The sequence below is a fragment of the Bacteroides sp. AF39-11AC genome, from assembly GCF_003474285.1.
GTDB lineage: Bacteria > Bacteroidota > Bacteroidia > Bacteroidales > Bacteroidaceae > Bacteroides.
Window position 1 is genome coordinate 655,081 of the sequence record NZ_QROH01000004.1, and the last position, 23,970, is coordinate 679,050.

A 23,970-nucleotide genomic window follows, 5' to 3' on the forward strand; every position below is an offset into this window, starting at 1 on the left:
GATGCTTTACGAAAAAGACGATGCACTATACCTGATGTTTTATATAAACCACTGAACGTCCTCCGCCTCGCTTGCGGATAACACCTTCTGTCAGAAATTCCTGTAAATCAGAGCTGGCGCATCTGTCCGTTACGCGTGTGAGTCGGGCATATTCGGCGCGTGTGATGCAGACATTTGCTTCCAGAAAGGTCAGCATCATCTGTTTTCTGTCTTTTTTGGCAACTGCCGGTTTCTTTGCCGAGGCTTTTTTGTCTATTCTCTCCAGTTCCATTTGATGTCTCACGTACTTTTTGAAGGCTTTGCTGGGGCGGAATTTTACCGTTTCAAAGCGTACGGACTCAGCACGTATGTCCTTTTTCTGTATGGCAGGACGCGTACATTTCAGTGTAGTACTGAAAAATCCCAGTTCATCCAGTTCCACATTGTAACCTTCGGCGAGCCAGTCGCCCAGCGCATTGCTGATAGCTTGCATAATTCCCACGACCATGGCGTGTGGCATGTGCTGTTCTTTCATTAACCGTTCCTGAAACTCCTTTGCAGTGATAGTGCCTTTGGAGCGGACGCGTGCATGGAGTGGTTTCTTCTTACCTTCGCCACTGGGGTCCGGTGTTTCGTAAAGGTCATAATAAGTACTCATATATTCATTGTTTTTAAGAGGTTTATGTTTTCGTAGAAACAAATTGGTACTGGAACTGCGAGAGACTAATGTCGGATGTGCTACAGACTAATATCGTTTATACTAAAAAGTATTCTTACTACAAATATAGAAGTTTCTTACAACAGTTATATTATTTTCTTACTATAATTATATTTCTTTCTTACAATATTTGTTGTAAGAATAGTTTTTAGGTAATGAAAGATTAATTTCTTGCGATGCCGGGATTAGTTCTTAGGCTCTTTGATTTTAGTTTTATATAGGTTGTGTTTTTTTGTTATTGCTGGTCACTTTCCTTCGTTTTCTGTTCTATTCTGTTTACCTTTGCAGGAAGATTAAGCCGGAACACACTAAAGACAACATTTACTATAATTTATCAAATTGAGGATGGCGGAGAGGTAATAAACCAAGTGAGTATATGAAACCCAAAAAGAACAGAATATTTTGCCGCGATTGCAATAAATATAAAACGCTATTTGAGTCAGAGTCAAAAGCAGATAATTTTATTAAATTCAATCATGAAGAGATAGAAGCGTGTAGTGGTCATGCCCCTAGCCGGAGTTATTATTGTCGCTCGTGTGTTGGTTGGCATGTTACCAGTAAGAAGGAATATGATGATAGGCTACCTTCTTTAACTGATAAAGTTCTTGACGCTTATAAGGCAACTCTTCCAATGAAGTTGCTCTCCGGTGATAGAGCGTTGCTGAGACGGGCTGATGAAATAATGGCTGATATTGCAAAGTTGATAAAAGAGAAAAATCCCGAGCAATGCGTTTCTCTTTTCCAAGAAGTATATAGCATATTTCAGCGTATTCCTGATACGGATGATATCATTAAATATAAGCAAAGTCTATTTTTACGTTATAGAAAGCTGATAACTAAAATAGATCGTGGAATGTTGGATACATTTATTATTCCGGTAAGCGCAATGCAAAGTTTAGCTGTAGAATCTAAGTTGAAAGAGTTTAAGATGCAATATGATATGGGAAACTATGAGGTTGCTAATGAACTTTTGCAAGATGTTCGGAATGCTGTGGCTAATGTTGTTGATGAACAGTATAAGAAAGAATTGAATAAACGTATCAAGATAATCGGAACAAAGAATAATCTTAGAATGGGCATTGAGGCTATAGAGCAGATGCAAAATCCGGACAAAAACATTTTGTTTGAAGAAATTAAAGAAAATTTCATTAAAATAGACTTGTCGTATGTGTATGGAGAGTATCATGAATGTGTGAAATTGATACAATATGTAAAAAGGATATATGATGTGGTATTGACTATAGAAGGTTCTGAAGCAAGAAAGAAAAAGATAGAGGACCGGTTACATAAATTCGTAGAATCAGTATCTATTGCATTGAAAGCTCTTTGAATGGGAGATCTCTCTTGCATGACCTTTTTCCTGTTTGCGGCTTTATATAAAGCGTGTTTCCAAGATCTGAATTGTAAAGAGAATCCCCTCCACACCGAGTGCAAAGGGGATTCCCATATATAACAACTATAGCTTCTTACACAATACCTTGTGCCATCATAGCTTTCGCTACCTTCATGAATCCGGCAACGTTAGCACCCTTCACGTAGTTTACATAACCATCAGCTTCAGTACCATACTGTACGCAAGCTTCGTGGATGTTCTTCATGATACTCTTCAGTTTCTCGTCTACTTCTTCTGCGCTCCAGCTCAGTTTGATAGAGTTCTGAGTCATTTCCAGACCGGATACTGATACACCACCTGCATTGGCTGCCTTACCCGGAGCATACAGAATCTTAGCATCCTGGAATACTTTGATAGCTTCTGGAGTAGACGGCATGTTAGCACCTTCAGATACTGCAATTACACCATTGGCCACTAATTGGCGAGCGTGGTCACCGTTCAGTTCGTTCTGAGTTGCAGAAGGTAGAGCGATGTCAGCTTTTTCACCCCAAGGCTTAGCTCCTTCTACATATTTCACACCCGGATATTGTTCTGCATACTCGCGGATACGTCCACGGTAGAGATTCTTCAATTCCATGATGTAATCCAGTTTTTCGCGGTCGATACCTGCCGGGTCGTAAACATAACCGTCAGAGTCAGACATGGTAAGTACTTTACCACCCAGTTCCAATACTTTTTCAGCAGTGTATTGAGCTACGTTACCAGAACCGGAGATCAGGCAAGTTTTGCCTTTCAGGTCAGTACCTTTAGATTTCAGCATTTCCATCAGGAAGTAGATGTTACCGTAACCTGTAGCCTCAGGACGAATCAGTGAGCCACCGAATTCGCGACCTTTACCAGTGAATGTACCTGTGAATTCACGAGTCAGCTTCTTGTACATACCGAACATGAAACCTACTTCACGGCCACCTACACCGATGTCACCGGCAGGAACGTCAGTCTCAGGACCAATATGACGCCACAGTTCCAGCATGAATGCTTGTACGAAACGCATTACTTCAGCATTAGACTTGCCACGCGGAGAGAAGTCGGAACCACCTTTACCACCACCCATAGGCAGAGTAGTCAGAGAGTTCTTGAAGGTTTGTTCGAACGCGAGGAACTTCAGGATTGAGAGGTTCACGGATGCGTGGAAACGGATACCACCTTTGTACGGACCGATAGCGTTGTTGTGTTGAACGCGATAACCCATGTTTGTCTGGATGTTACCCTTATCGTCCATCCAAGTCACGCGGAATTGATAAACACGATCGGGGATGCAAAGACGCTCAATCAGATTGACTTTGTCAAATTCCGGGTGTTTGTTGTACTCTTCTTCAATTGTAGAAAGTACTTCTTCCACTGCTTGATGATACTCTGGTTCGTTGGGGAACCGTCTTTTCAAATCTTCTAATACCTTAGCTGCATTCATAATCTATTTCTTTTATTGGTTGCTACTAAATATAATTGTCTTAACAAAGTATTCTTTAGAATGTTTTTTCTCTATTGCGGTTGCAAAAGTACACATAAAAATGAGACAAGCAAACAATTTATAAAGAAAATGCGGGATAAAACAACAAAAATATTGTTTTATCCCGCAAAAAGGAATAAAAAGATATTATTTATCCTCTCTTTAATGATTTTATTACCGGAATGAATACTAATGCTGCCGAAATGACAAGTGTCATGATGACTGGACCGTCAATTCGTTCGGCAGTTGTTAGAACTATGTAGCAAAGTGCTGCCCAAAGCAACACAATGCAAACACTTTGTGATTTCGATAACGGGCGTCTCATTTACCTGCTTTCTTTTTATCCACGATGGCGTCGATGACTGCTACTGCGGTGATGTTCACGATGTCGCGTACGGAGCTTTCGAAATCGGTGAAGTGGATAGGCTTGTTCAATCCCATTTGTATCGGGCCGATTAGCTCCATTTCCGTATTCATAGCCTGTAACAGTTTGTATGCAGAATTGGCAGAGCTGAGGTTCGGGAATACAAGGGTATTCACATCTTTACCTTTCAGACGGGTGAATGGATACTTGGCGTCGCGCATCTTGCGGTCCATGGCAAAGTTCACCTGCATTTCACCGTCAATGGCAAGATCAGGATAGTTCTGCTGCATATATTCCACGGCTTCGTGTACACTTACCGGACTACCTTCGGTGTCTGCACCGAAGTTGGAGTAACTCAACATGGCCATTACCGGAGTATGATTGAAGAAACGTACGGTATGCTCTGACAGTTTGGCGATGTCAATCAATGTTTCGGCATTGGGATGACGGTTGATCAATGTATCAGCCAGGAAGTAGGTACCTTTCTTGGAGTTCAGGATGTGCATCGTACCGAAATGCTTGTATTGCGGTTGTATGCCGATAACTTCTTTGGCAACTTTGATCGTATTGCTGTATTTGGTATAAAGACCGGTGATGAATGCATCTGCATCGCCTGTTTCCACCATCATCATACCGAAGTAGTTGCGTTCGAACATCTTATCGTTGGCTTCCTCATAGGTGGCACCTTGGCGAGCACGCTTTTCGGAAAGGATGCGGGCGTAGCGTTCACGGCGTGAGGCTTCGTTCGGATGGCGCAGGTTGACGATTTCGATGCCTTCCAGGCTGAGGTCGAGTTCTTTTGCCAGTTTTTCGATGGTTTCATCGTTACCTAATACAATTGGATGACAGATACCTTCGGCTTTGGCTTCTACAGCGGCTTTCAGCATATTGGGGTGAGAACCTTCGGCAAATACCACGCGTTGCGGATTGCGACGGGCGGTGTCGTAAAGCTGGCGGGTCAGTTTGCTTTCGTAACCCATCAGTTCGCGTAGCTGTACGCAGTAAGCATCCCAGTCTTCAATGTTTTTACGGGCTACACTGCTTTCCATAGCAGCCTTGGCTACGGCGCAGGAAACTTCAGTGATAAGACGCGGGTCAACTGGTTTCGGGATGAAGTATTCCGGACCGAAACTAAAGTTGTTAACATGATAAGCCTCGTTCACAACATCGGGTACAGGCTGTTTTGCCAAGTTGGCAATGGCATGTACGGCGGCAATCTTCATTTCTTCGTTGATGGCTTTGGCCTGAGTATCCAAGGCACCGCGGAAGATATAGGGGAAACCGATTACATTATTAATTTGGTTCGGATAGTCCGACCGTCCGGTTGCCATCAGTACATCGGGACGTGCTGACATGGCATCTTCATAAGAGATTTCCGGTGTAGGATTGGCCAGTGCGAAAACGATAGGAGACGGAGCCATGCTGCGTACCATGTCCTGCGACAGAACGTTTCCTTTGGATAATCCCAGGAATACGTCGGCACCTTTGATGGCTTCTTCCAAAGTGTGGATATCTGTGCGGTCGGTAGCGAAGTAACGTTTCTGTTCGTTGAGATCGGTACGTGCTTTGCTGATTACACCTTTACTATCCAGCATCACGATGTTTTCCAGGCGGGCACCCAGTGAAACATACAGTTTTGTACAAGATACGGCAGATGCACCGGCACCATTCACAACGATTTTTACATCTTCGATTTTCTTGCCTGCTACCTGCAAAGCGTTCACAAGTCCGGCACTGGAGATGATGGCCGTACCATGCTGGTCATCGTGCATCACAGGGATATCGAGCTCTTCTTTCAAACGACGTTCTATTTCGAAGCACTCAGGTGCTTTGATATCTTCCAGGTTGATGCCACCGAAGGTAGGAGCAATGGCCTTTACAGCTTCGATGAATTTTTCGGGATCTTTTTCGTTTACTTCAATATCGAATACGTCGATGCCGGCATAAATCTTGAACAGAAGTCCTTTACCTTCCATTACGGGCTTACCGCTCAACGCACCTATGTCGCCAAGACCGAGTACGGCAGTACCGTTGGAGATTACAGCAACCAAGTTTCCTTTCGCTGTATATTTATAAGCATCCTGCGGATTCTTTTCTATTTCGAGGCACGGCTCCGCCACACCGGGAGAGTAAGCAAGCGAAAGATCGGTTTGGGTACTGTAGGGCTTGGTAGGCACTACTTCTATCTTACCTGGTTTGCCTTGTGAGTGATACAGCAAGGCAGCTTCTTTAGTTATCTTAGCCATGGTAGTTGATTATGAGTTGTTAGTTAAAAGTTATAATTTTGCCGCAAAGGTAGGAATAAATGTGATAAAGTGTAAGTCTGTGTGCAATAAAAACTATTAAATAGTACTTATTGACAGGATTAATTTGAAATGGTGTAGAATTGAACTAAATGCTGATAATTCTTTCTCCGCTATCTGGCAAGAACGGAAAAAAGAGATTGAGGATGTGATGTTAATCAAATGATTTATAGGGCAAAAAAGTAGGATAATACAACTGTCCAGAATTGCATAAAAAGTGTATGATTGGATAGTTACTTTTATTTTTTAACTATCTTCGCCTTAGAAAATCATTATTATTGCTATATGAAATTCAATCAAGAGAAATTTTTGCAAGATGCCTTCCGCTTGTTTATGTGCATGAATTATGAGAAAGCAAGTTTCACAAAGTTAGCCCAAGTAACGGGAATGACGGGGGCAGGTATGTCTTACTATTATCCGAATAAAGAAGCTATATTCAAGGCTGTTGTGGATAAGTTCGTATTACAAACACATAGTCCCGAAAATAAATTTAAAGTAACTGCAACCACACTGAAAGACTTTATAGTACAATATGTAGAAGGTATAGAGCAAACTATGAAAAAGCTGAGGGTATTTTGTGATGATAATCTGACTTTGCAGGAATGCTCACGCAATAACTATCATTTCTTGATACAAGCAAGCCGATATTATCCGGAGTTTGATGCAAAAATCAATGAAATGTTTGAAAAGGAATATGATTTATGGCGACAGATTATTACAAATGCTAAAGAAACAGGAGAGATATATTCGGGTGTGGATGTTGAGAAGACTGCATCCATATTTCGGCAGATATATTGGGGATTGGCTTTTGAAATGTCTTTTACAGTGGGACTTGATACTCAAAAATTATTAGAAAACTTACAATATACATACAGTCTGCTTGTTCGATGAGATTTCTTCTATTCAATACCTGCATTAAATAACCCTTTGATTTATATTTAGTATGTGGGAAAAAAAACTTTTTCTAATGATCATTAGAAAAAGTTTTTTTCATATATTTGCGATGCTATCAGACATTCAACCATTAGCTATTTTATAGAATGATTGCTAACGGGTGTTCATATCTGAAAGGGAGCTATCATATCAACTAAATAAATAAAATTATGAAACTAAGGGCGTCGTTTAAAGTTGTATTGTTTTTTTCTTTCTGCATGGTTTGTATGACTTCATGCCTAAATGACGATGAAACTAAGGATAAGATTGAAAACATAAAAATGTATGTTTCTGCGGAAACAGGCGAGTATTTTCCTGTTTATGATCTCGATATTAAAAAAGAAGGAATGAAGGTTAGAGAAAAGGAAAATATGGACTGGGCTGTTATTCCCTTTAGCGGAATAGATGGATTCGAATATGAGAAAGGATATGAATATGTGCTTGAAGTAAAGAAAATAATATTGGCTAATCCGCCAATGGACGGCAGTAATCTTAAATACGAATTGATAAAAGTTGTTTCAAAGGATAGACCGACACGTTAAGGCTATTAGCAATATATAAGTCTAAAGTTATGTTTGTCGAATTTAAGTCAATGATAAGATTACAACCATGAAAAGAATATATCATCTTTTTTTAGTATTGCTCATTCTTTGTTGTACACAGATTTTGTTTGCCCAAAGTAATGTAGATATGCTGTTCACGTCTGTAAGCGAAGGGTTGGCGGGGTATCCGTCGGAACTTGTGTACCTGCAAACAAACAAGGGTATCTATGAAACAGGGGAAGATTTGTGGTTCAAAGCCTACGGGCTGGATGCGCAGTCTTTCGGATTGTCTGACCGCAGCAAAACGCTGTACCTGCAAATGATGGACGCTAAAGACAGTGTGGTATGGCGGGAGAAATATCCTATCGAGAACGGGATTGCGGACGGTCACGTGTACATGGATGAAAAGCTGGTGGAAGGGAATTTTTCTCTGGAAGCATATACTCGGCACTCGTTTTTCAATGACACGACGGAAATGCTGGTGGCACGAAATATCAAGGTGGTTAAGAATATCGCCCATGACAGCGGACAAGCGGAGAAAAGAAAAAAGAGGGAATTGAAATTCGACCTTTTTCCCGAAGGTGGAAATTTGGTTGCCGGGTTACCTTCCCGTTTGGCTTTTAAGGCAACGGACGGCAACGGTTATCCGGTAGATGTGGAAGGAACGTTGTATATAGATGAAAATCCTGCCACAACGTTCAAAAGCAGCCATGACGGGATGGGGTTCTTATCTTTTACTCCTTCCGTCGGCAGGAATTACCGGATAGAACTGAAAGATGGAAAGAGTTACTCTCTACCAGAGATTTATTCACAAGGTATGTCATTCCAGTTATTGAAGCACAATAAGGAATGGATGGAGTTTGTGATTTCCCAAACAGAAGGGGTGCCTGAACAGGACGTTTATCTGTTGGGGCAAATGCGGGGAGTAGTCTGCTGCGTGGCAAAAGGGAAGTTGAAGAATAGCCTGAGAATAAAGATTCCTGCAATGGAATTTCCATATCAGGGGATTGCGGAATTTACATTGTTTGACGGTACAATGCAACCCATAGCGGAACGTTTGGTATATGTTCACCCGGAAAAGAGACTGAATATCAGTATCGAACTGGACAAGGACAATTATGTACTTCGTGAAAAGGCTACGTTGAAAATAAAGGTGACGGATGATGGTGGTAAGCCGATACAGGCAAATCTGGGTATCAGCGTATTCGACAAAATATATGTGAATCCGGCTGATCCTGCAAATATCCTTACACATTGCTATCTTACCTCCCAGATACGGGGGATTATCCATAATCCGGCTTATTATTTCAATGAAGAGAATAAAGACCGGATGGAAGCAATGGATTTATTGCTGTTGACACAAGGTTGGAGGCGGTATGTGTGGAGGTTTGGACGTTCACCATATCATGGCGGGATATTCCTGACGGATGAAATATCGGGTACTCAAACGGTAAAAAGCAAGAAGAAAAGCAAGGAAACACAAAGCACGGAGCAACTGATTCAGGTGTCGGGTGCGGAAGGAAAATCGGCGTTTGTCTGGGCTGATTCAACGGGATGCTTCAAAGTCGGTACAAATATGATGAAGGAGATTCGAGGGGGATATGTGTATCTGAAACCGATGTTATCAAAAGAGTTTAAACCGAAACTGGAAATAATAGATTATTTTCCGCTGATAGATAGTATCAGAAAAAACAAGCCGTCCTGTTATCCGATCATGGATTTATCGCAAGTATTAAAGCAGCAGGTTCTTGATATGCCGGTGGTGAGCAATGACAGCACAATCCTACTGGATGAAGTGGTTGTTACCCGAAAAGCTCGCAAACCGTTCCGTGATAAGTTCATGGGGAGGTTGGATAGTTTGGCACAAGCAAATTTAGGAAGTGCTTATGTCTGTGGGTGTGGTTATTTGCAGAACTACAAACCGGGATATGATGCCCATCCTTACTGGAAGCCGTGCAGCATTTCCGCTGATAAAAGAAGCAAGCCGATTGAGGGGGAAAAATATTATATAGTTAAATTTAAGCATTTAGGTGGTAACGCTTTTTCTGTTGAAGATGAACAATTAGTTACTTATCATGGTGAAACCTATTCGGAAGAAGAGTTATTGCACATGAATAACCTTTACCGCACCAAAGGTTATTATGCTGCCCGTGAGTTCTACCAGCCGGATGAAATAGATATGCAGCTATCTACGCCGGATGCTCGGAATACTCTACTGTGGCAACCTTCTATTGATACTGACGAGAAAGGCGAAGCGACTATTTCATTCTATTGCTCGGATATTAATACCGAGTTCATAGGTGTAGTGGAAGGAACGGACGGAGCGGGATTGCTTGGAACAGGAAAGTGTAAGTTTAGGGTGGTTAGGAATACTAATTAAGAGTAACAGGGTTATACAACCATCCAATCCCTTTTTTATAGAAGATGTAGAACCATCAAAACAACTTTTGTATGGGGTAACGTAGTTTAAGAAAGTATTTGTACGATATTCCGAAGAATATGCGCAGTTTTATTGATGATTTTGTGGGAGAACATAAAGCTATAAAAGAATAACAGAATCATTTAGTTTTTTAAATGATTCTGTTATTCTTTTAATTATATATCAATGTCCTTATTCTCCTTCTTTTTCTCCTTCAGCTTCCGGAGCCTTATCTATCAACTCCAGGAACTGGTCGAGTCGAGGTGTAACAATGATTTGTGTACGGCGGTTGCGCTGTTTACCCAGTTCAGAATCATTGTCTGTGATAGGATTGTACTCACCACGTCCGGCAGCAGAAAGCCGTTTAGGGTCAACACCATATTTATTCTGCAATTCTTGTACTACAGATGAGGCACGCAGGGCACTCAAATCCCAGTTATTGCGGATATTGGTACGTGAGATGGGTACGTTGTCCGTATTACCCTCTACCAGTACTTCGTAATCTTTGTAGTCGGTGATAATCTTGGCAATCTTGCTCAACGTTTCGCCGGCGCGTTCGTTGATTTCGTAACTGCCGCTCTTGTAGAGCATATTGTCTGCTAAAGAGATGTAAACCACACCTTTCAGTACTTTCACATCTACTTCTTTCAATTCCTCGCGGCTCAGGGAGCGGGTCAGATTGTTGGTTAGCATAACGTTCAGTGAGTCCGATTTACTCTTGGCATCCACTAATTGCTTGATGTAGCGGTTGGAGGCATTGATTTCATCTACCAGTTTGGAAATGTTGATATTCCCTTGCGAGTTCTGCTGGAGGCTCTTGTCAAGCGATCCTTGCAGGGTAGCGTAACTGTTACGCAATTCCTGATTATTTTTTCGGGCTTCGCTTAGGCGATCCTCCAAACTTTTAGATTGTGTGCGGTATTCGGCAAGCTGGATTTGTGCGTCCTGATATGACTTGTCGAGAGCAGACTTTTCGTCTTTCAGTTTGTTATAATCTGTTTGAAGATTCACAAATTCCTTCTTGGTCACACATCCCGTCAGGAATAGAGTTGCGACCAACAGAAAGGATGCAGCTAATTTTGTACGTTTCATAAATCTTTCTTTATTAAATGTTTACTAGGCGCAAAGATAAGAAAATCCCCGTACTCCGGTTGCGGAGACGGGGATATATTATTTGTTTTATAGGTACTTTATGAAATTATGCGTTCAGAGCCTGCTCAATATCTGCAATGATATCATCTACGTTTTCAATACCTACCGATAAACGGATCAGGTCGGGACGTACTCCGGCTTCCAGTAACTGCTCATCCGATAACTGACGATGGGTATGGCTGGCAGGGTGCAGTACACAGGTACGCGCATCGGCAACGTGTGTTACGATAGCAACCAATTGCAGTGAGTCCATAAACTTGATGGAAACCTCGCGACCACCTTTCAATCCGAAGGAGATAACACCACATGAACCGTTCGGCATATACTTCTGTGCCAATTCATAGTATTTATTGTCCGGAAGACCACAATAGTTCACCCAAGCCACTTTATCATTTTTAGAAAGATATTCGGCAACTGCCTGTGCATTTTTGCAGTGTTGCGGCATACGCAGGTGCAGAGTTTCCAGACCGAGATTCAGCAGGAAGGAGTTCTGCGGAGACTGGATGCTGCCGAGGTCACGCATCAACTGGGCAGTAGCCTTAGTGATATAAGCCATCTTGCCGAAAGCTTTTGTATAAGTCAGTCCATGGTATGACTCATCCGGTGTACACAATCCGGGGAATTTATCAGCGTGTGCATCCCAGTCGAACTTACCGCTGTCTACAATACAACCGCCTACGCTGGTGGCATGGCCGTCCATATATTTAGTAGTAGAATGTACTACGATATCAGCACCCCATTCAAACGGGCGGCAGTTGATAGGAGTCGGGAAGGTGTTGTCTACAATCAAAGGTACACCATGACTATGGGCAATGCGGGCAAATTTTTCAATGTCCAATACTTCCAGTGACGGGTTGGAAATGGTTTCACCGAACAATGCTTTCGTATTCGGGCGGAAAGCTGCGGAGATTTCTTCTTCGCTGGCATCCGGACTAACAAAAGTAACTTCAATACCCAATTTCTTCATAGTCACCCCGAAGAGATTGAATGTACCGCCATAGATAGCGGACGAACAAACGAAGTGATCGCCTGCCTGGCAGATATTAAATATAGCATAGAAATTGGCAGCTTGTCCGCTGGATGTCAGCATACCGGCAACACCGCCTTCAAGAGCAGCTATCTTGGCGGCAACAGCGTCGTTGGTAGGGTTTTGCAGGCGAGTATAGAAATAACCGCTCTCTTCAAGATCGAAAAGGCGTGCCATTTGCTCGCTGGTTTCATATTTGAAAGTGGTGCTTTGATAAATGGGGAGTACACGGGGCTCGCCCTTCTTAGGAGTCCATCCTGCCTGTACGCAGAGGGTTTCCGGTTTAAATTGCTTTGCCATAATGCTATTTGTTTTTATAGTTTTTTATCAATTAACGCATTTGTGGACGCAAAAGTAGGGAAAATAATTGTATTTTTGTCCGCAAGATGAATAAATGGAAAATGAAACAGTTATTTTGCTTTCTTATTTTGCTTTTTTGCATGTCATTCTCTTACGAAGCGTTGGCCCAGGAAGAGCGGGCTACGCCGAAAAGCGGTGAGGGAATATCTGGTTTTCTACAGCGTAACGGGCGTACCGGAAAAGCGTACTATCAGGAGTTCCTGGAACTGAATAAGAAACAATTGCGAGGTAAAGAAGAATTGCGGCTGGGAGTGAAATATTTGCTTCCACCTCTGAAAAAGGGGAGTGGCAATACGGCTGCTTCATCCAATTCTTCTGCTTCAAACTCATCTGCTTCTAATTTTTCTGCCCGTTCCGGCAACAAAACAATTCGTGAACCTCTTTTCGGGAAAAGCCTTGCTGAAGTTAAAGTGACGGGAAACCGTCTTCAAGGTGCGTGTTTCTACGTGGTGAGCGGGCATGGTGGTCCCGATCCCGGTGCCATTGGCAGGATAGGAAGCGTGGAGCTGCATGAGGATGAATATGCTTATGATGTCGCTCTCCGTCTTGCCCGGAATCTGATGGAGGAAGGCGCTAAGGTTTATATTATTATTCAGGATGCCAAAGACGGTATTCGTGACGATCAATACCTTAATAACAGTAAACGCGAAACTTGTATGGGTGATCCTATTCCTCTGAATCAGGTTGCCCGCCTTCGCCAGCGCTGTGAGAAAATAAATGGACTCTATCAGAAAGACCGCAAGAGTTATACGTATTGCCGTTCCATCTTCTTGCATGTGGATAGCCGTAGTAAGAGTCACCAGACGGATGTATTCTTCTATCATGCTCCCAAAAGTGTGAATGGTAAACGGTTGGCAACTACAATGAAGAATACTTTCGAATCTAAATACGACCGCCACCAACCTAACCGCGGCTTTTCGGGAACTGTCAGCGCACGCAATTTGTATGTGCTGGCCAATTCCAGTCCTGCCGGAGTGTTTGTAGAGTTGGGCAATATTCAGAATACTTTCGACCAACGCCGGTTTGTTATGAGTTCCAATCGTCAGGCGTTAGCGAAGTGGATGATGGAAGGTTTCATCACTGATTATAAGAAGAGCAAATAAATACTTGTCAGCGAAATCAATACGTCTATTCTCATCTTTTTTCTCTCTTACTGACCCAAAAGACAATTTTTTTGTTATTACAGCAACGCCATTCTATTTGTCTGGCTTAACTGAATTAACTATTTGTAAAATGAAATTGTTATGGGAAAGAATTTATTAATTCTGGGCGCATTTGTAAGCGTCCTGATGCTTGCCTCATGTACAGGCGGCAGGAAAGAAACGGTGACTTATACCCCTGAAGAAATAGCAGATGCAGGGCAGGTGATGAAATACTACGACGCCTCATTGGCTCTGTTGAAAAATGTGGTAAAGGAGAGGGATGTAAATGCGGTGTTGGGGTATATGGAACAAAAGACGGAAGTACCCATGTTTTCATACATCATGTCTCCCGTCATTTCGAAAAAAGATTCTGCGGAGGTGATGCTACCGGGTGAATGCTTCGGTGAAGATGTAAGACAGAACCTGATACAGAATTATGCGGAGCTTTTTCAGTCGAGAAATCAGTTCTATGCTAATTTCAATAAATACTTGTCTCTTCTGAAAGAAAAAAAGACCGAAGGGATGGCAGACTTGCTGAATAATAACTATGAATTGAGCGTGGAAATGTCTGAATATAAGCAGAATATATTTGATATATTGAGCCCGATTGTTTCAAATGCCCAGCGGGTTCTTCTGGCAGAAAATCCTGTGAAAGAGCAGATCATTGCAATGAAAAGCATGAGTACGACTATGCAGAGCATCATCAATTTGTATGCCCGTAAGCATGTTGAAGATAAATCCCGCCTGGATTTAAAGATTATGGAATTGCGACTTCAACTGGATGCGGCAGAGAAACTACCGGTAGTAAAAGGACATGAGGAAGAATCAGAGAAATTCAAGGATTTCCTGTCTAAAACAGAAGGATTTCTGAAAATAGTACAAGATGCCCGTCAGAAGAACTCATATGCTGATGAGGACTTTGAGGAGATCAGTAGCTACGGATTAGGCATTATATAAGTTCTTTCGCTACACGTGGCACAATCATTTTATGGAAAGGCTTAATAAAGAAGAAATAAGCCTTTCCTAATGCATTGTGATATTGAACCACGGTTGTTATATCTATCAGGTTGTTTCCTATCTTGGCAATGGAGACATAAAACAATAAGTGCTTATCATCTTTCTTCATGATAGCCTCATTTTCTGTATCTTCTATTATACAATCTTCTGTTTTCAACACTTTTCCGGTTTCAAGCCCCAAAGGTTTTACCAGAATATTCCTGACTTTCATTAACAAACTGAGCCACGCCGGGGAGTGATTGAATATTTTTTTGATCAGTTCTTTGGGAATTATCTGTTCTGCAGGCTTTTGGGCTTTCACAATGAATGTATCATGATAATCTGCCGGAAGATATTTGTCGATAAGTCTTTCCATATCTTTGAATAAAGTTGGGTTAGTTAAATGTCCTGTACAAAGATAGTGTTTCCGGATGGAATAATGGGAATGTCTTAATCATCATTTCCAGAAATTTGATATCTTTGTTGCGAACAGTAACTTAACTATTATGAATACTTTGAGTTTAACCCCAGGGATAAGCGTTCGAAGATTAGACTTATCTGAATATAAAGAGGCCGCATCTCTTTCTTTGGAAATATATCTTCAGACGGGTGAAGAGGATTTTGATGAACAAGGATTGGAAACTTTCAAAAGCTTTGTCAATGATGAGGCGATGATAAACAGCTTGGTCATTTATGGTGCATTTGATGAGGCAAGACTTGTGGGTGTGATGGCAGTCAAAGATGAAGGGAAACATATTTCCCTGTTTTTCATACGGGAGGCATATCACCGGAAAGGTATAGGCAGAAGATTATTCGATGCTTTTATCGAAGAGACTTCTGTGCCGGAAATGACTGTAAATTCCTCTACGTATGCAGTGCCTTTCTACAAAAGTTTGGGATTTGAGCAGGTACAGGAACCGCAGATTACGAATGGACTGAAGTATGTGCCGATGAAAAGAGAGATAAAGTAATAGTTATATATTGCGGACAAAGACTATTTGCCCGCAATATATAAGATGATTATTCTACCGGAATGAAGATTTCTGTCAACAAATCTTCCGGCTTCGTCTTGCATGGATCATTCAGATAACGTTCGGCACTCGACTCGTCTCTCATCGTACATTCCATTTCGGGAATGAACTTTCCGTAAATCGTGTCGTATACGCTTTGCAGATGCTCATAAGATCCTTTATAGGTAAACACTGCATAACGTCCGGCAGGCAATTGCTTGAAGCCGACATCACCTTTGGGAGTTACGGTTACAGGCATCACCATGCAAACATCGGTACGCAACTTGTCGGCAGGCGTCACTTTGGGATCATCGTGGTACATGCAATAAGGGGCCATGTCACCCATCGGCAGTTTTTCTTCTTTGATGAATTGGAACAAACGCATCCATGTGCTTCCGTAATCATTCATTTTATAGTCTCCGAACAGGCGGATATAAATTACATTTCTGGCAGGCACTTCTCTTATTTCTTTCTTTAACTCTAAATCGGGTCTGATAATTGCTGGTTTCATAATTACAAAATTTTTATTGTTACGATACTCATTAGGTGAAATTCCATAGAACTGCTTGAATACTTTCGACAGTGACGATGGTGAGGAATACCCGATGCGATAAGCGATATCTGCTATAGGCAAATCCGAGTAACGCAACAGGCGGGCGGCAGATTCTGTTCGTGTCCGGACTATGAACGTCCCGATTGGCTCGCCCAGAAATGCTTTCATGATGCGATGGAAGTAGAACGGAGAGAAATGGGAAATCTTGGCCAACGATTTCAGATCAATCTCTTCTCCAAGATGGAGGTTGATGTAATCTACTACTGCATTTACGCATTTCTGATACTCTTCACGCGTGGTCTTCTTGCTATGTTCCATAAGTTCTTCTTTGAATTTCACGATGCAAAAATAAGGGTAAATAGAATAGGGGACTTGTCCAAAGTTGCTATAAATTCAATATCTTTGTACCCCTTCCCATGATTTTAAAGAAATGACCAAAGATATAAAAAAGAAACTACAGGAGTGGGCAAAGACCTATCATTGTGCGGATTTTATTCAAAATGATCCGGTACAATTCCCGCATCGCTACCGGCGGAAACAGGATATAGAAATCAGCGGTCTGCTGACTGCTATTATGAGTTTCGGTAATCGCAAGCAGATTCTGAAGAAAGCCGATGAATTACACGATTGTATGGGAACCTCTCCTTATCAATATGTACTTTCCCGTCGTTGGGAGAAGGATTTTCCTGCTGAGGAAAAACGTAGCTTCTACCGGATGCTTTCGTATGCCGATTTTTATTCTTACTTTGAACGCTTGTATGCTGCTTATTCCCGTTTTGAAAGTTTGGAAGAGGCGCTCCAAGTGTATTCCGGACTGCCAATAGAGAAACTCTGTGCTTTCTTGGAAGTATCTTCCCGCAGTCCTCAGAAGAAGCTGAATATGTTTCTCCGCTGGATGATACGTAAAGGTCCGGAAGTTGACTTCGGAATTTGGGAAAGTTTTGATTGCAGGGATTTAATCATCCCTTTGGATACGCATGTCTGTCGCGTAGCCCGATTGCTGGAACTTACCGAGACGGAAACTTTTTCTTTGAAAAATGCGCAAAGGATAACTGCCGCATTAGCGGAAGTCTTTCCGGATGATCCCTGTTTCGGTGATTTTGCTTTGTTTGGCTATGGGGTGAATAATAAGTAGGAGCTATCAGTTGAAGATTAGCTTTGTTGTATCATATCCCCGGTGAGCAGCTATGCTGAGAAGCTGCTCCTTTATGTCTTCCGGAAGTTGTTTCTCGCGACTCAATATCCATAAATATTTGTCCGTACTGCTACCCACCAGTACATAACCATAATTTTCTTGATCCAGTTCCAGTATGTAATAATCGGAATAGAACCAAAGAAAGAAGGACACTTTTAATTTGCCCGGCTGCTGCGGATCGGGCTGTTTCGCACGTCCGGTTGCTTTTTTGAATACTCCATTCCGGTAACCGGCATTTTCTACCTTGATGCTTCCGTCAGGCTGGAGAGTGTAAGTTGCGGTAACATTTACCATATCTTTCTCAAAATGGTTTTCGTAGCGGGCTATTTCGTGCCACACGCCCATATAGCGTGGAATATCTACTTCTCTAACGGTATTTTTGATTGCTGCTTTCATATCTGTTATGTTTTTATTCATAACACACTGTGATTCGTATTTGTTCTTTGGCATTATGTCCCTTTTTTACTATCTCTCCCCATTCCTTTTGTCTACTTTTGCCGCAATTCATGAGATATATCATATATTTGTCGTATGCAAACTTTTCGTATCGTAAAACCTGCTCCTGCATTGGCTCCTTATATCCGTTATTATTGGATATTGCGGGATGATGCCCTTACTCTTGTGTCGGAACGGACATTGCCTGTTGGCTGTATGCAGCTGGTATTTCATAAGGGCAGGCAATTATTATCATTGCAAAATTCACAATTACAACCACAATCCTTTATTTGCGGTCAGTCTTTCGGCTTTTCCGACGTTATATCGACGGGAATGATTGAAATGATAACGGTGGTTTTCCAGCCCTATGCGGCAAAGACTTTCCTGCGAATCCCGCTGCATCTTTTCTTCGGGCAAAGTATCTCTACGGATGAAGTAGAAGATACGGAACTCTCTGATTTATCCCGGAGAATCGTGGATACTCCGGATAATGACCAATGTATCCACTTGATTGAAGACTTCTTCTTCCGCCGTTTGGTTTCCTGTTCCGAATACAATCTGAAAAGACTTTCTACTGTTTTGCATGAAATAAACCTCCATCCGCAAGTCAGCACATTAGAGCTTTCTGATATAGCCTGCCTCAGTTCCAAGCAGTTTGGCCGTATATTTGCCGATTATATAGGTACTACTCCTAAAGAATTCCTTCGTATTGTGCGCATGCAGCGTGCTCTTTATACTTTGCAACAAGATCCGGCGTTACCTTTTGCCCAGGTAGCTTATGAGTGTGGCTTTTCCGACCAATCTCACATGATTAAGGAGTTTAAACTCTTCTCCGGCTATACCCCTGCCGAATACCTATCTGTCTGTGCTCCTGTCTCCGATTATTTTTCCACTCTTTAAAGATGTCTTTTTTCTTCTATTGAAGGTTACCGGCTTACCCTATTTTTGCATTGTCTTTGCAAAGGCATAGTAATAACCATAAAAAGAAAACAAAATGAAAAAACTAATTGCATTTTTTGAAATTCCTGCTGCTGATTTCCGTCGGGCAATCGATTTTTATGAAACCGTGTTGAATATGAAACTTCCGACTTGCGAATGTGAGGAAGAGAAGATGGCATTTTTCACTGAAGAGGATGAATTTGTCGGAGCAGTTTCTTATGCTTCTGATTTCCTTCCTTCTGAAAAAGGGGTACTCATTCATTTCAATGTAGATGAGATTGAGCCTACTCTTGAAACAATTTTGAAAAAAGGCGGAAAAGTCGTTATTCCCAAAACAAAGATTGAGGCAGAGGGTAGGGGGTATTTCGCTGTATTTGTTGATACGGAGGGAAACCGCGTCGGTATTTATGCAGATAAATAATCAGCATTTCTGATTTTTCTGTTTACATTTGCAGCACACTTTTAAAATGTACAAATATGATTAGACTGAATGTTTTTATTCAAGTAAGTGAAAGTAACCGTGCTGCGGTGTTGGAAGCTGCAAAAGAGTTGGTAGCATCTTCTTTGAAAGATAAAGGTTGTATTGCCTATGATATTTTCGAAAGCGCCACCCGTAATGATGTCCTGATGATTTGCGAAACTTGGGAAGATGCAGAATCGCTGTCTGCTCATGAGAAAGCAGAACATTTTGTTACATTGGTTCCCAAAATACAGGGATTGGCTTCCATGAAGTTAGAGAAGTTTAGCTTCTGATATTGGGAAAGAGGATATGCTGCATTGGGCTATATCCTCTTTTTCTTTCTATCCTTTATATATGAATTTCAGTTATAAGCAAATTTGGATAATTGCGTATCCCATTCTTATCAGCCTGCTGATGGAGCACATGATAAATGTTACGGATACAGCTTTTTTAGGCCACGTAGGTGAAGTAGAATTAGGAGCATCTGCATTGGCTGGCGTTCTTTATATGGCTATTTATATGCTTGGCTTCGGATTCAGTATTGGTGTACAGATTCTGATAGCTCGTAGAAATGGCGAACAGAAGTATAGTGAAATAGGCGGAGTATTTATACAGGGCGCTTTTTTCCTGCTGGCATTGGCTACCGTCATGTTTTTCTTGTGCGATTTTATCACAACACGCATTCTTGGTCGTCTGATATCTTCCGATCAGGTTTATACTGCTGCCGCTTCTTATCTGGAATGGAGAAGGTATGGGCTTTTCTTCTCTTTTATTGCAATCCTGTTTCGCGCTTTCTATATTGGTATAACGGAGACACGTACTCTGACGCTCAACTCTATAGTGATGGTGCTCAGTAATATTATTTTCAATTACATTCTGATATTCGGAAAATTCGGTTTCCCGGCTTTAGGTATTGCAGGTGCAGCAATCGGTTCTTCACTGGCGGAGTTGGTATCGTTACTGTTTTATGTGGCATACACCTGGCTGAAAGTGGATAAGAAAAAATATGCTTTATTCCAACAGTTTAGTTTCAAACTGTCCGAATTTAAATGCATTTGGAATATCTCATGTTGGACCATGCTTCAGTCTATACTGTTCCCGTCTCAGTGGTTTTTGTTTTTTATAGCCATAGAGCATTTGGGAGAACGATCTTTGGCCATAGCTAATATCATGCGGAGCATCAATACGTGTTTCTTCATGGTTATTTTTGCGTTTGCCGATACTGCAAGCTCCATGGTGAGCAACCTGCTGGGAAGGGGTGAAGAGAAGAGCGAAATCTGGCTTGCCTGTAAACGTGCCATACGCTTGACTTATATGATAGGTATACCGTTCCTATTGCTGTCCGCCTTGTTTCCTACCGTGTTGTTGCAGATATATACCAATAGTCAGGAGTTGGTACAAGCAGCATTACCTACTATGTACATCATGTTATCAGGATATCTCCTTTCAGCTCCCGGATTGGTGCTGTTTAATGCTGTTTCCGGCACAGGAAATACAAGCCGGTCTATGAAAATTATGTTGATAACCATTTCCATTTATGTTGTTTATGTGGTTGTTATGGTTATGTATCTGCAAGTGGATGTCGCTATAGCGTGGACAAGTGAATATATTTACGGGGGTATGTTGCTGTTGCTTTCTTATCTGTATCTGAAAAGGGAGAATTGGAATAAGCGCATTTAATTACGATTCGGATATAAGAGAAGTTTCTTCATTTTTTCTCTCTATTCTAATGTATTGCGATACTCCTGCTGTTTCTTTTTAGGTAATTTCTTGATTACTTCCTCTATAGAGCAAAAGTGAACATCTTGTCCATGATTTTATAGACAAGGGTATTTTCGCCAAAGGGGAAACTTTCTGTTGCTCCTTTGATACTTAAACAATATTCCCGATATTCTTCAATATTCATGGCTTTATCCTTTTTCATTTTACTCCGTCTCAAAAATACGATTTCTTTTCATAAGCTCATGTAAAAGTTCCATAAAAAAGAACTTAAATACCACTTGGAATAAGGACAATGCATACTTTTGTGAAAGTAACATACCTACGGGTGATGGTGCATGAGTAGAACATGAAAAAAAGTGGTAAAAGCAGATGTTGCGAATAGGTGTAAAGACGTCGATGTGGAATCCTTGGCACGGCTGTCATAAGTTTAGTACAGGGTGTCAGCATTGCTATGTTTATCGCACGGATGGTAAATATGGTAAAGATAGTTCTGTTGTAACAAAGACGGAAAAGTTCAATCTGCCTGTACAACGGAAGAAAAACAAAACATATAAGATACCTTCCGGTAATCTGGTCTATACTTGTTTTACTTCTGATTTTCTGGTAGAAGATGCTGACGTATGGCGTCCTGAAGCATGGGAGATGATGCGGTTGAGGCAAGATCTTCATTTCCTTTTTATCACTAAACGTATTGACCGGTTGAAGGATTGTTTACCTCCTGATTGGGGAGAAGGATATGATAATGTAACGATCTGTTGTACGATGGAGAATCAGGATCGGATTGACTATCGCCTGCCTATTTATAAGGCAGCTCCCATAAAGCATAAGATCATTATTTGTGAACCTCTTCTCAGTCGGATAGATTTCAGGGGAGAGTTAGGTGAGTGGGTTGAGCAGGTTGTAGCTGGAGGAGAATCCGGTCGGGAGGCCCGTGTATGCGATTATGACTGGGTTTTGGAGATTCGTCGCCAATGCATAGATGCCAATGTAGGCTTCTGGTTCAAACAAACAGGCTCTTTTTTACTGAAAGAAGGAAAGGTGTTTAAAGTGGCCCGGCAGTTTCAGCATTCGCAGGCCCGTAAGGCAGAAATAAATTATGAGCCGGATCGCCCCTCTCTTATAGAAGAGAATACGGGTAATGTGATTTTGTAGTCTCCTGCGTTCAACTATCCTACCGGTTTGATTGTTATATACTCAATATATCAATAACATAAGATTTGTTGGAGAGCTGAAGATATGAAACAACTCATATTTGTTTTTATATTGTTAACGAGTTGTCTGGCTTGTGCCAATAACCGTGCTGGGCAGACAGAAAAGAAAGAAGATATGAAATCAACTAAGGAAATTTATTTGGCAGGAGGCTGTTTCTGGGGAACCGAACACTTTCTGAAACTGATTGATGGCGTAGAGGCAACGCAAGTAGGTTATGCAAACGGCAATATTGCCAATCCGACTTATAAACAGGTATGTACCGGAACTACCGATTTTGCAGAAACCGTGAAAGTGCAGTATGATCCCGTGAAAGTGGACCTGCCTTTTCTTATAGATCTTTATTTCAAAACCATCGACCCTACCAGTGTAAACAAGCAAGGTAATGATAGGGGTACTCAATATCGTACAGGCATCTATTACACCGATCCGGCAGATTTATCGGTCATTCAGGAAACGGTACACCGTTTGGCTGCAACTTATACCCGTCCGCTGGCAGTAGAAATGAAGCCTTTGGAGAACTTCTATCCGGCAGAAGATTATCATCAGGATTATCTGGATAAGAATCCGGGCGGGTATTGCCATATTCATCCTGAGTTATTCGACTTGGCGCGTAAGGCTAAAATGCCGAAGAAATCTGCCCCCGCTTATAGTAAACCGGATGATGCGGCCTTACGTTCCAAACTTACTCCGGAACAATATGCCGTGACTCAAAAGAATGCAACCGAGCCGGCTTTTCATAATGATTATTGGGATGAACACCGTCCCGGAATTTATGTAGACATCACTACGGGTGAGCCTTTGTTTGTTTCAACCGATAAGTTTGATTCCGGTTGTGGTTGGCCCAGTTTCTCAAAGCCGATTGACCGTAAACTTATTCAAGAGAAAATGGATACATCTCATGGCATGGTGCGTACAGAGGTTCGGAGTGCTGCAGGCGATGCCCACTTAGGACATGTCTTTACAGACGGTCCGGCGGATAAAGGTGGTTTACGCTATTGCATTAACAGCGCTTCGTTGCGCTTTATTCCTAAAGATAAAATGAAGGCGGAAGGATATGGAGATTACATCGACTTGGTAAAGTGATGTTTCGTTGGAAAAATGCGGGTTTATGACGAAGCATTGCGCTATCGTTTTTGAGTTTTAAAAACATTGTTTGCATTCGATATGTTATCATATCATAAATAAACAGTTTTCAAATAGTACGATTATGGCTAAAAAAGCCTTATTTGGAAGGTAAAGTATTTTTGTGGTAAAGGTTTCCATGTTGTTTTGAGAAAGAGAATGAAGACTTGAATTGCGCAATGGAGTGCTTGTTGCAGTGTCACAGTTGTTTACGTGTGGAATATGAAGAGCTTATACCTTTCTTGACCCCATTCGTGCATCTGCTGGTCAGCAACAATGAGGGAGCAAGACTGTATGGATTTCGCGCACTTGCCAATACCCTGCATCTGCTTATAGATTTCATGGATGCGGATGGAAGTAGACATGTGATAAGCATTAAAGCGTTGAAAAACAGTTGTTCATGGTGCAAATCGAGTTGTATCCGAGGGACTGATTCCTGTTTCCTTTTTTGATTTCCAAATAGGGCAAAAACGGCTTTTTTCGCGAAAAGTCGTTTTTGGTATATTGGTATATATGTCGGATCTTTGCAGAGTCAAAAAGATAA

Annotated in this window: 21 protein-coding genes and 2 pseudogenes; 14 read left to right on the forward strand and 9 right to left on the reverse strand. The window is 41.7% G+C overall.

The window, feature by feature from the left end; genetic code table 11:
- Positions 1 to 25: 25 nt before the first annotated feature.
- Entirely contained in the window at positions 26 to 637 is a 612-nt protein-coding gene (locus tag DW036_RS10965) for an HU family DNA-binding protein (protein ID WP_118464211.1), read from the reverse strand.
- Positions 638 to 1,073: 436 nt separating this feature from the next.
- On the opposite strand from DW036_RS10965, the gene DW036_RS10970 reads away from it, so the two are divergent.
- Positions 1,074 to 2,027: a hypothetical protein gene (locus tag DW036_RS10970; protein WP_118464213.1), complete on the forward strand. Its 954-nt coding sequence runs from the start codon at positions 1,074 to 1,076 to the stop codon at positions 2,025 to 2,027.
- 136 nt (positions 2,028 to 2,163) lie between these two features.
- Here DW036_RS10970 and DW036_RS10975 read toward each other — a convergent pair whose 3' ends face one another.
- Positions 2,164 to 3,501: an NADP-specific glutamate dehydrogenase gene (locus DW036_RS10975; protein ID WP_118464215.1), complete on the reverse strand. Its 1,338-nt coding sequence runs from the start codon at positions 3,499 to 3,501 to the stop codon at positions 2,164 to 2,166.
- A gap of 360 nt (positions 3,502 to 3,861) precedes the next feature.
- Positions 3,862 to 6,150, reverse strand: coding sequence for an NADP-dependent malic enzyme (locus DW036_RS10985; protein WP_118464217.1), 2,289 nt, complete (start codon positions 6,148 to 6,150; stop codon positions 3,862 to 3,864).
- 342 nt (positions 6,151 to 6,492) lie between these two features.
- On the opposite strand from DW036_RS10985, the gene DW036_RS10990 reads away from it, so the two are divergent.
- The 3 genes from DW036_RS10990 to DW036_RS11000 all read left to right on the forward strand — a co-directional run bounded on the left by DW036_RS10990 (position 6,493) and on the right by DW036_RS11000 (position 10,062).
- Positions 6,493 to 7,098: a TetR/AcrR family transcriptional regulator gene (locus tag DW036_RS10990; protein ID WP_118464220.1), complete on the forward strand. Its 606-nt coding sequence runs from the start codon at positions 6,493 to 6,495 to the stop codon at positions 7,096 to 7,098.
- 212 nt (positions 7,099 to 7,310) lie between these two features.
- A complete protein-coding gene (locus DW036_RS10995; protein WP_022392688.1) occupies positions 7,311 to 7,682 on the forward strand; it encodes a DUF4377 domain-containing protein in 372 nt (123 codons plus the stop codon).
- Positions 7,683 to 7,749: 67 nt separating this feature from the next.
- The gene (locus tag DW036_RS11000; protein ID WP_233560379.1) at positions 7,750 to 10,062 is read left to right on the forward strand and encodes a hypothetical protein; all 2,313 of its coding nucleotides are present in this window, start codon (positions 7,750 to 7,752) and stop codon (positions 10,060 to 10,062) included.
- Between the two features lie 231 nt (positions 10,063 to 10,293).
- On the opposite strand, the gene DW036_RS11005 is transcribed toward DW036_RS11000, so the two are convergent.
- Positions 10,294 to 11,193, reverse strand: a complete 900-nt coding sequence (locus tag DW036_RS11005; RefSeq protein ID WP_022392690.1) for an OmpA family protein — start codon at positions 11,191 to 11,193, stop codon at positions 10,294 to 10,296.
- A 106-nt stretch (positions 11,194 to 11,299) separates the two neighbouring features.
- Positions 11,300 to 12,580, reverse strand: a complete 1,281-nt coding sequence (locus tag DW036_RS11010) for an O-acetylhomoserine aminocarboxypropyltransferase/cysteine synthase family protein (protein ID WP_022210852.1) — start codon at positions 12,578 to 12,580, stop codon at positions 11,300 to 11,302.
- Positions 12,581 to 12,681: 101 nt separating this feature from the next.
- Between DW036_RS11010 and DW036_RS11015 the strand changes: the two genes are divergently transcribed.
- Positions 12,682 to 13,743: an N-acetylmuramoyl-L-alanine amidase gene (locus DW036_RS11015; RefSeq protein WP_118464318.1), complete on the forward strand. Its 1,062-nt coding sequence runs from the start codon at positions 12,682 to 12,684 to the stop codon at positions 13,741 to 13,743.
- 141 nt (positions 13,744 to 13,884) lie between these two features.
- Complete coding sequence (locus DW036_RS11020) at positions 13,885 to 14,739, forward strand: hypothetical protein (protein WP_118464222.1); 855 nt, start codon at positions 13,885 to 13,887, stop codon at positions 14,737 to 14,739.
- Here DW036_RS11020 and DW036_RS11025 read toward each other — a convergent pair.
- Positions 14,732 to 15,154, reverse strand: a complete 423-nt coding sequence (locus DW036_RS11025) for a DUF2867 domain-containing protein (protein WP_118464224.1) — start codon at positions 15,152 to 15,154, stop codon at positions 14,732 to 14,734. The genes DW036_RS11020 and DW036_RS11025 overlap by 8 nt on opposite strands.
- A 130-nt stretch (positions 15,155 to 15,284) precedes the next feature.
- On the opposite strand from DW036_RS11025, the gene DW036_RS11030 reads away from it, so the two are divergent.
- The gene (locus tag DW036_RS11030; RefSeq protein ID WP_118464226.1) at positions 15,285 to 15,749 is read left to right on the forward strand and encodes a GNAT family N-acetyltransferase; all 465 of its coding nucleotides are present in this window, start codon (positions 15,285 to 15,287) and stop codon (positions 15,747 to 15,749) included.
- A 49-nt stretch (positions 15,750 to 15,798) separates the two neighbouring features.
- On the opposite strand, the gene DW036_RS11035 is transcribed toward DW036_RS11030, so the two are convergent.
- Positions 15,799 to 16,659, reverse strand: a complete 861-nt coding sequence (locus tag DW036_RS11035) for a GyrI-like domain-containing protein (RefSeq protein ID WP_118464320.1) — start codon at positions 16,657 to 16,659, stop codon at positions 15,799 to 15,801.
- A gap of 112 nt (positions 16,660 to 16,771) precedes the next feature.
- Between DW036_RS11035 and DW036_RS11040 the strand changes: the two genes are divergently transcribed.
- On the forward strand, positions 16,772 to 17,476 hold the full coding sequence (locus DW036_RS11040; protein WP_118464228.1) for a TIGR02757 family protein: 705 nt from the start codon (positions 16,772 to 16,774) through the stop codon (positions 17,474 to 17,476).
- A 6-nt stretch (positions 17,477 to 17,482) separates the two neighbouring features.
- On the opposite strand, the pseudogene DW036_RS11045 reads toward DW036_RS11040, so the two are convergent.
- Positions 17,483 to 17,929: pseudogene (locus DW036_RS11045) on the reverse strand (lipocalin family protein); the annotation flags it as partial.
- 138 nt (positions 17,930 to 18,067) lie between these two features.
- On the opposite strand from DW036_RS11045, the gene DW036_RS11050 reads away from it, so the two are divergent.
- The 4 genes from DW036_RS11050 to DW036_RS11065 all read left to right on the forward strand — a co-directional run bounded on the left by DW036_RS11050 (position 18,068) and on the right by DW036_RS11065 (position 21,050).
- A complete protein-coding gene (locus DW036_RS11050; RefSeq protein ID WP_118464232.1) occupies positions 18,068 to 18,871 on the forward strand; it encodes a helix-turn-helix domain-containing protein in 804 nt (267 codons plus the stop codon).
- Between the two features lie 94 nt (positions 18,872 to 18,965).
- Positions 18,966 to 19,331, forward strand: a complete 366-nt coding sequence (locus DW036_RS11055) for a VOC family protein (RefSeq protein WP_118464234.1) — start codon at positions 18,966 to 18,968, stop codon at positions 19,329 to 19,331.
- A 56-nt stretch (positions 19,332 to 19,387) separates the two neighbouring features.
- A complete protein-coding gene (locus tag DW036_RS11060) occupies positions 19,388 to 19,663 on the forward strand; it encodes a putative quinol monooxygenase (RefSeq protein ID WP_118464236.1) in 276 nt (91 codons plus the stop codon).
- 61 nt (positions 19,664 to 19,724) lie between these two features.
- On the forward strand, positions 19,725 to 21,050 hold the full coding sequence (locus DW036_RS11065) for an MATE family efflux transporter (RefSeq protein WP_118464322.1): 1,326 nt from the start codon (positions 19,725 to 19,727) through the stop codon (positions 21,048 to 21,050).
- Between the two features lie 109 nt (positions 21,051 to 21,159).
- Here DW036_RS11065 and DW036_RS26245 read toward each other — a convergent pair.
- Positions 21,160 to 21,276: pseudogene (locus tag DW036_RS26245) on the reverse strand (MmcQ/YjbR family DNA-binding protein); the annotation flags it as partial.
- Positions 21,277 to 21,470: 194 nt separating this feature from the next.
- Here DW036_RS26245 and DW036_RS11075 point away from each other — a divergent pair.
- Both DW036_RS11075 and msrB read left to right on the forward strand, forming a co-directional pair.
- Positions 21,471 to 22,244, forward strand: a complete 774-nt coding sequence (locus DW036_RS11075) for a DUF5131 family protein (protein ID WP_187374602.1) — start codon at positions 21,471 to 21,473, stop codon at positions 22,242 to 22,244.
- A gap of 84 nt (positions 22,245 to 22,328) precedes the next feature.
- Entirely contained in the window at positions 22,329 to 23,387 is a 1,059-nt protein-coding gene (msrB, locus tag DW036_RS11080) for a peptide-methionine (R)-S-oxide reductase MsrB (RefSeq protein ID WP_118464240.1), read from the forward strand.
- Positions 23,388 to 23,970 lie beyond the last annotated feature (583 nt).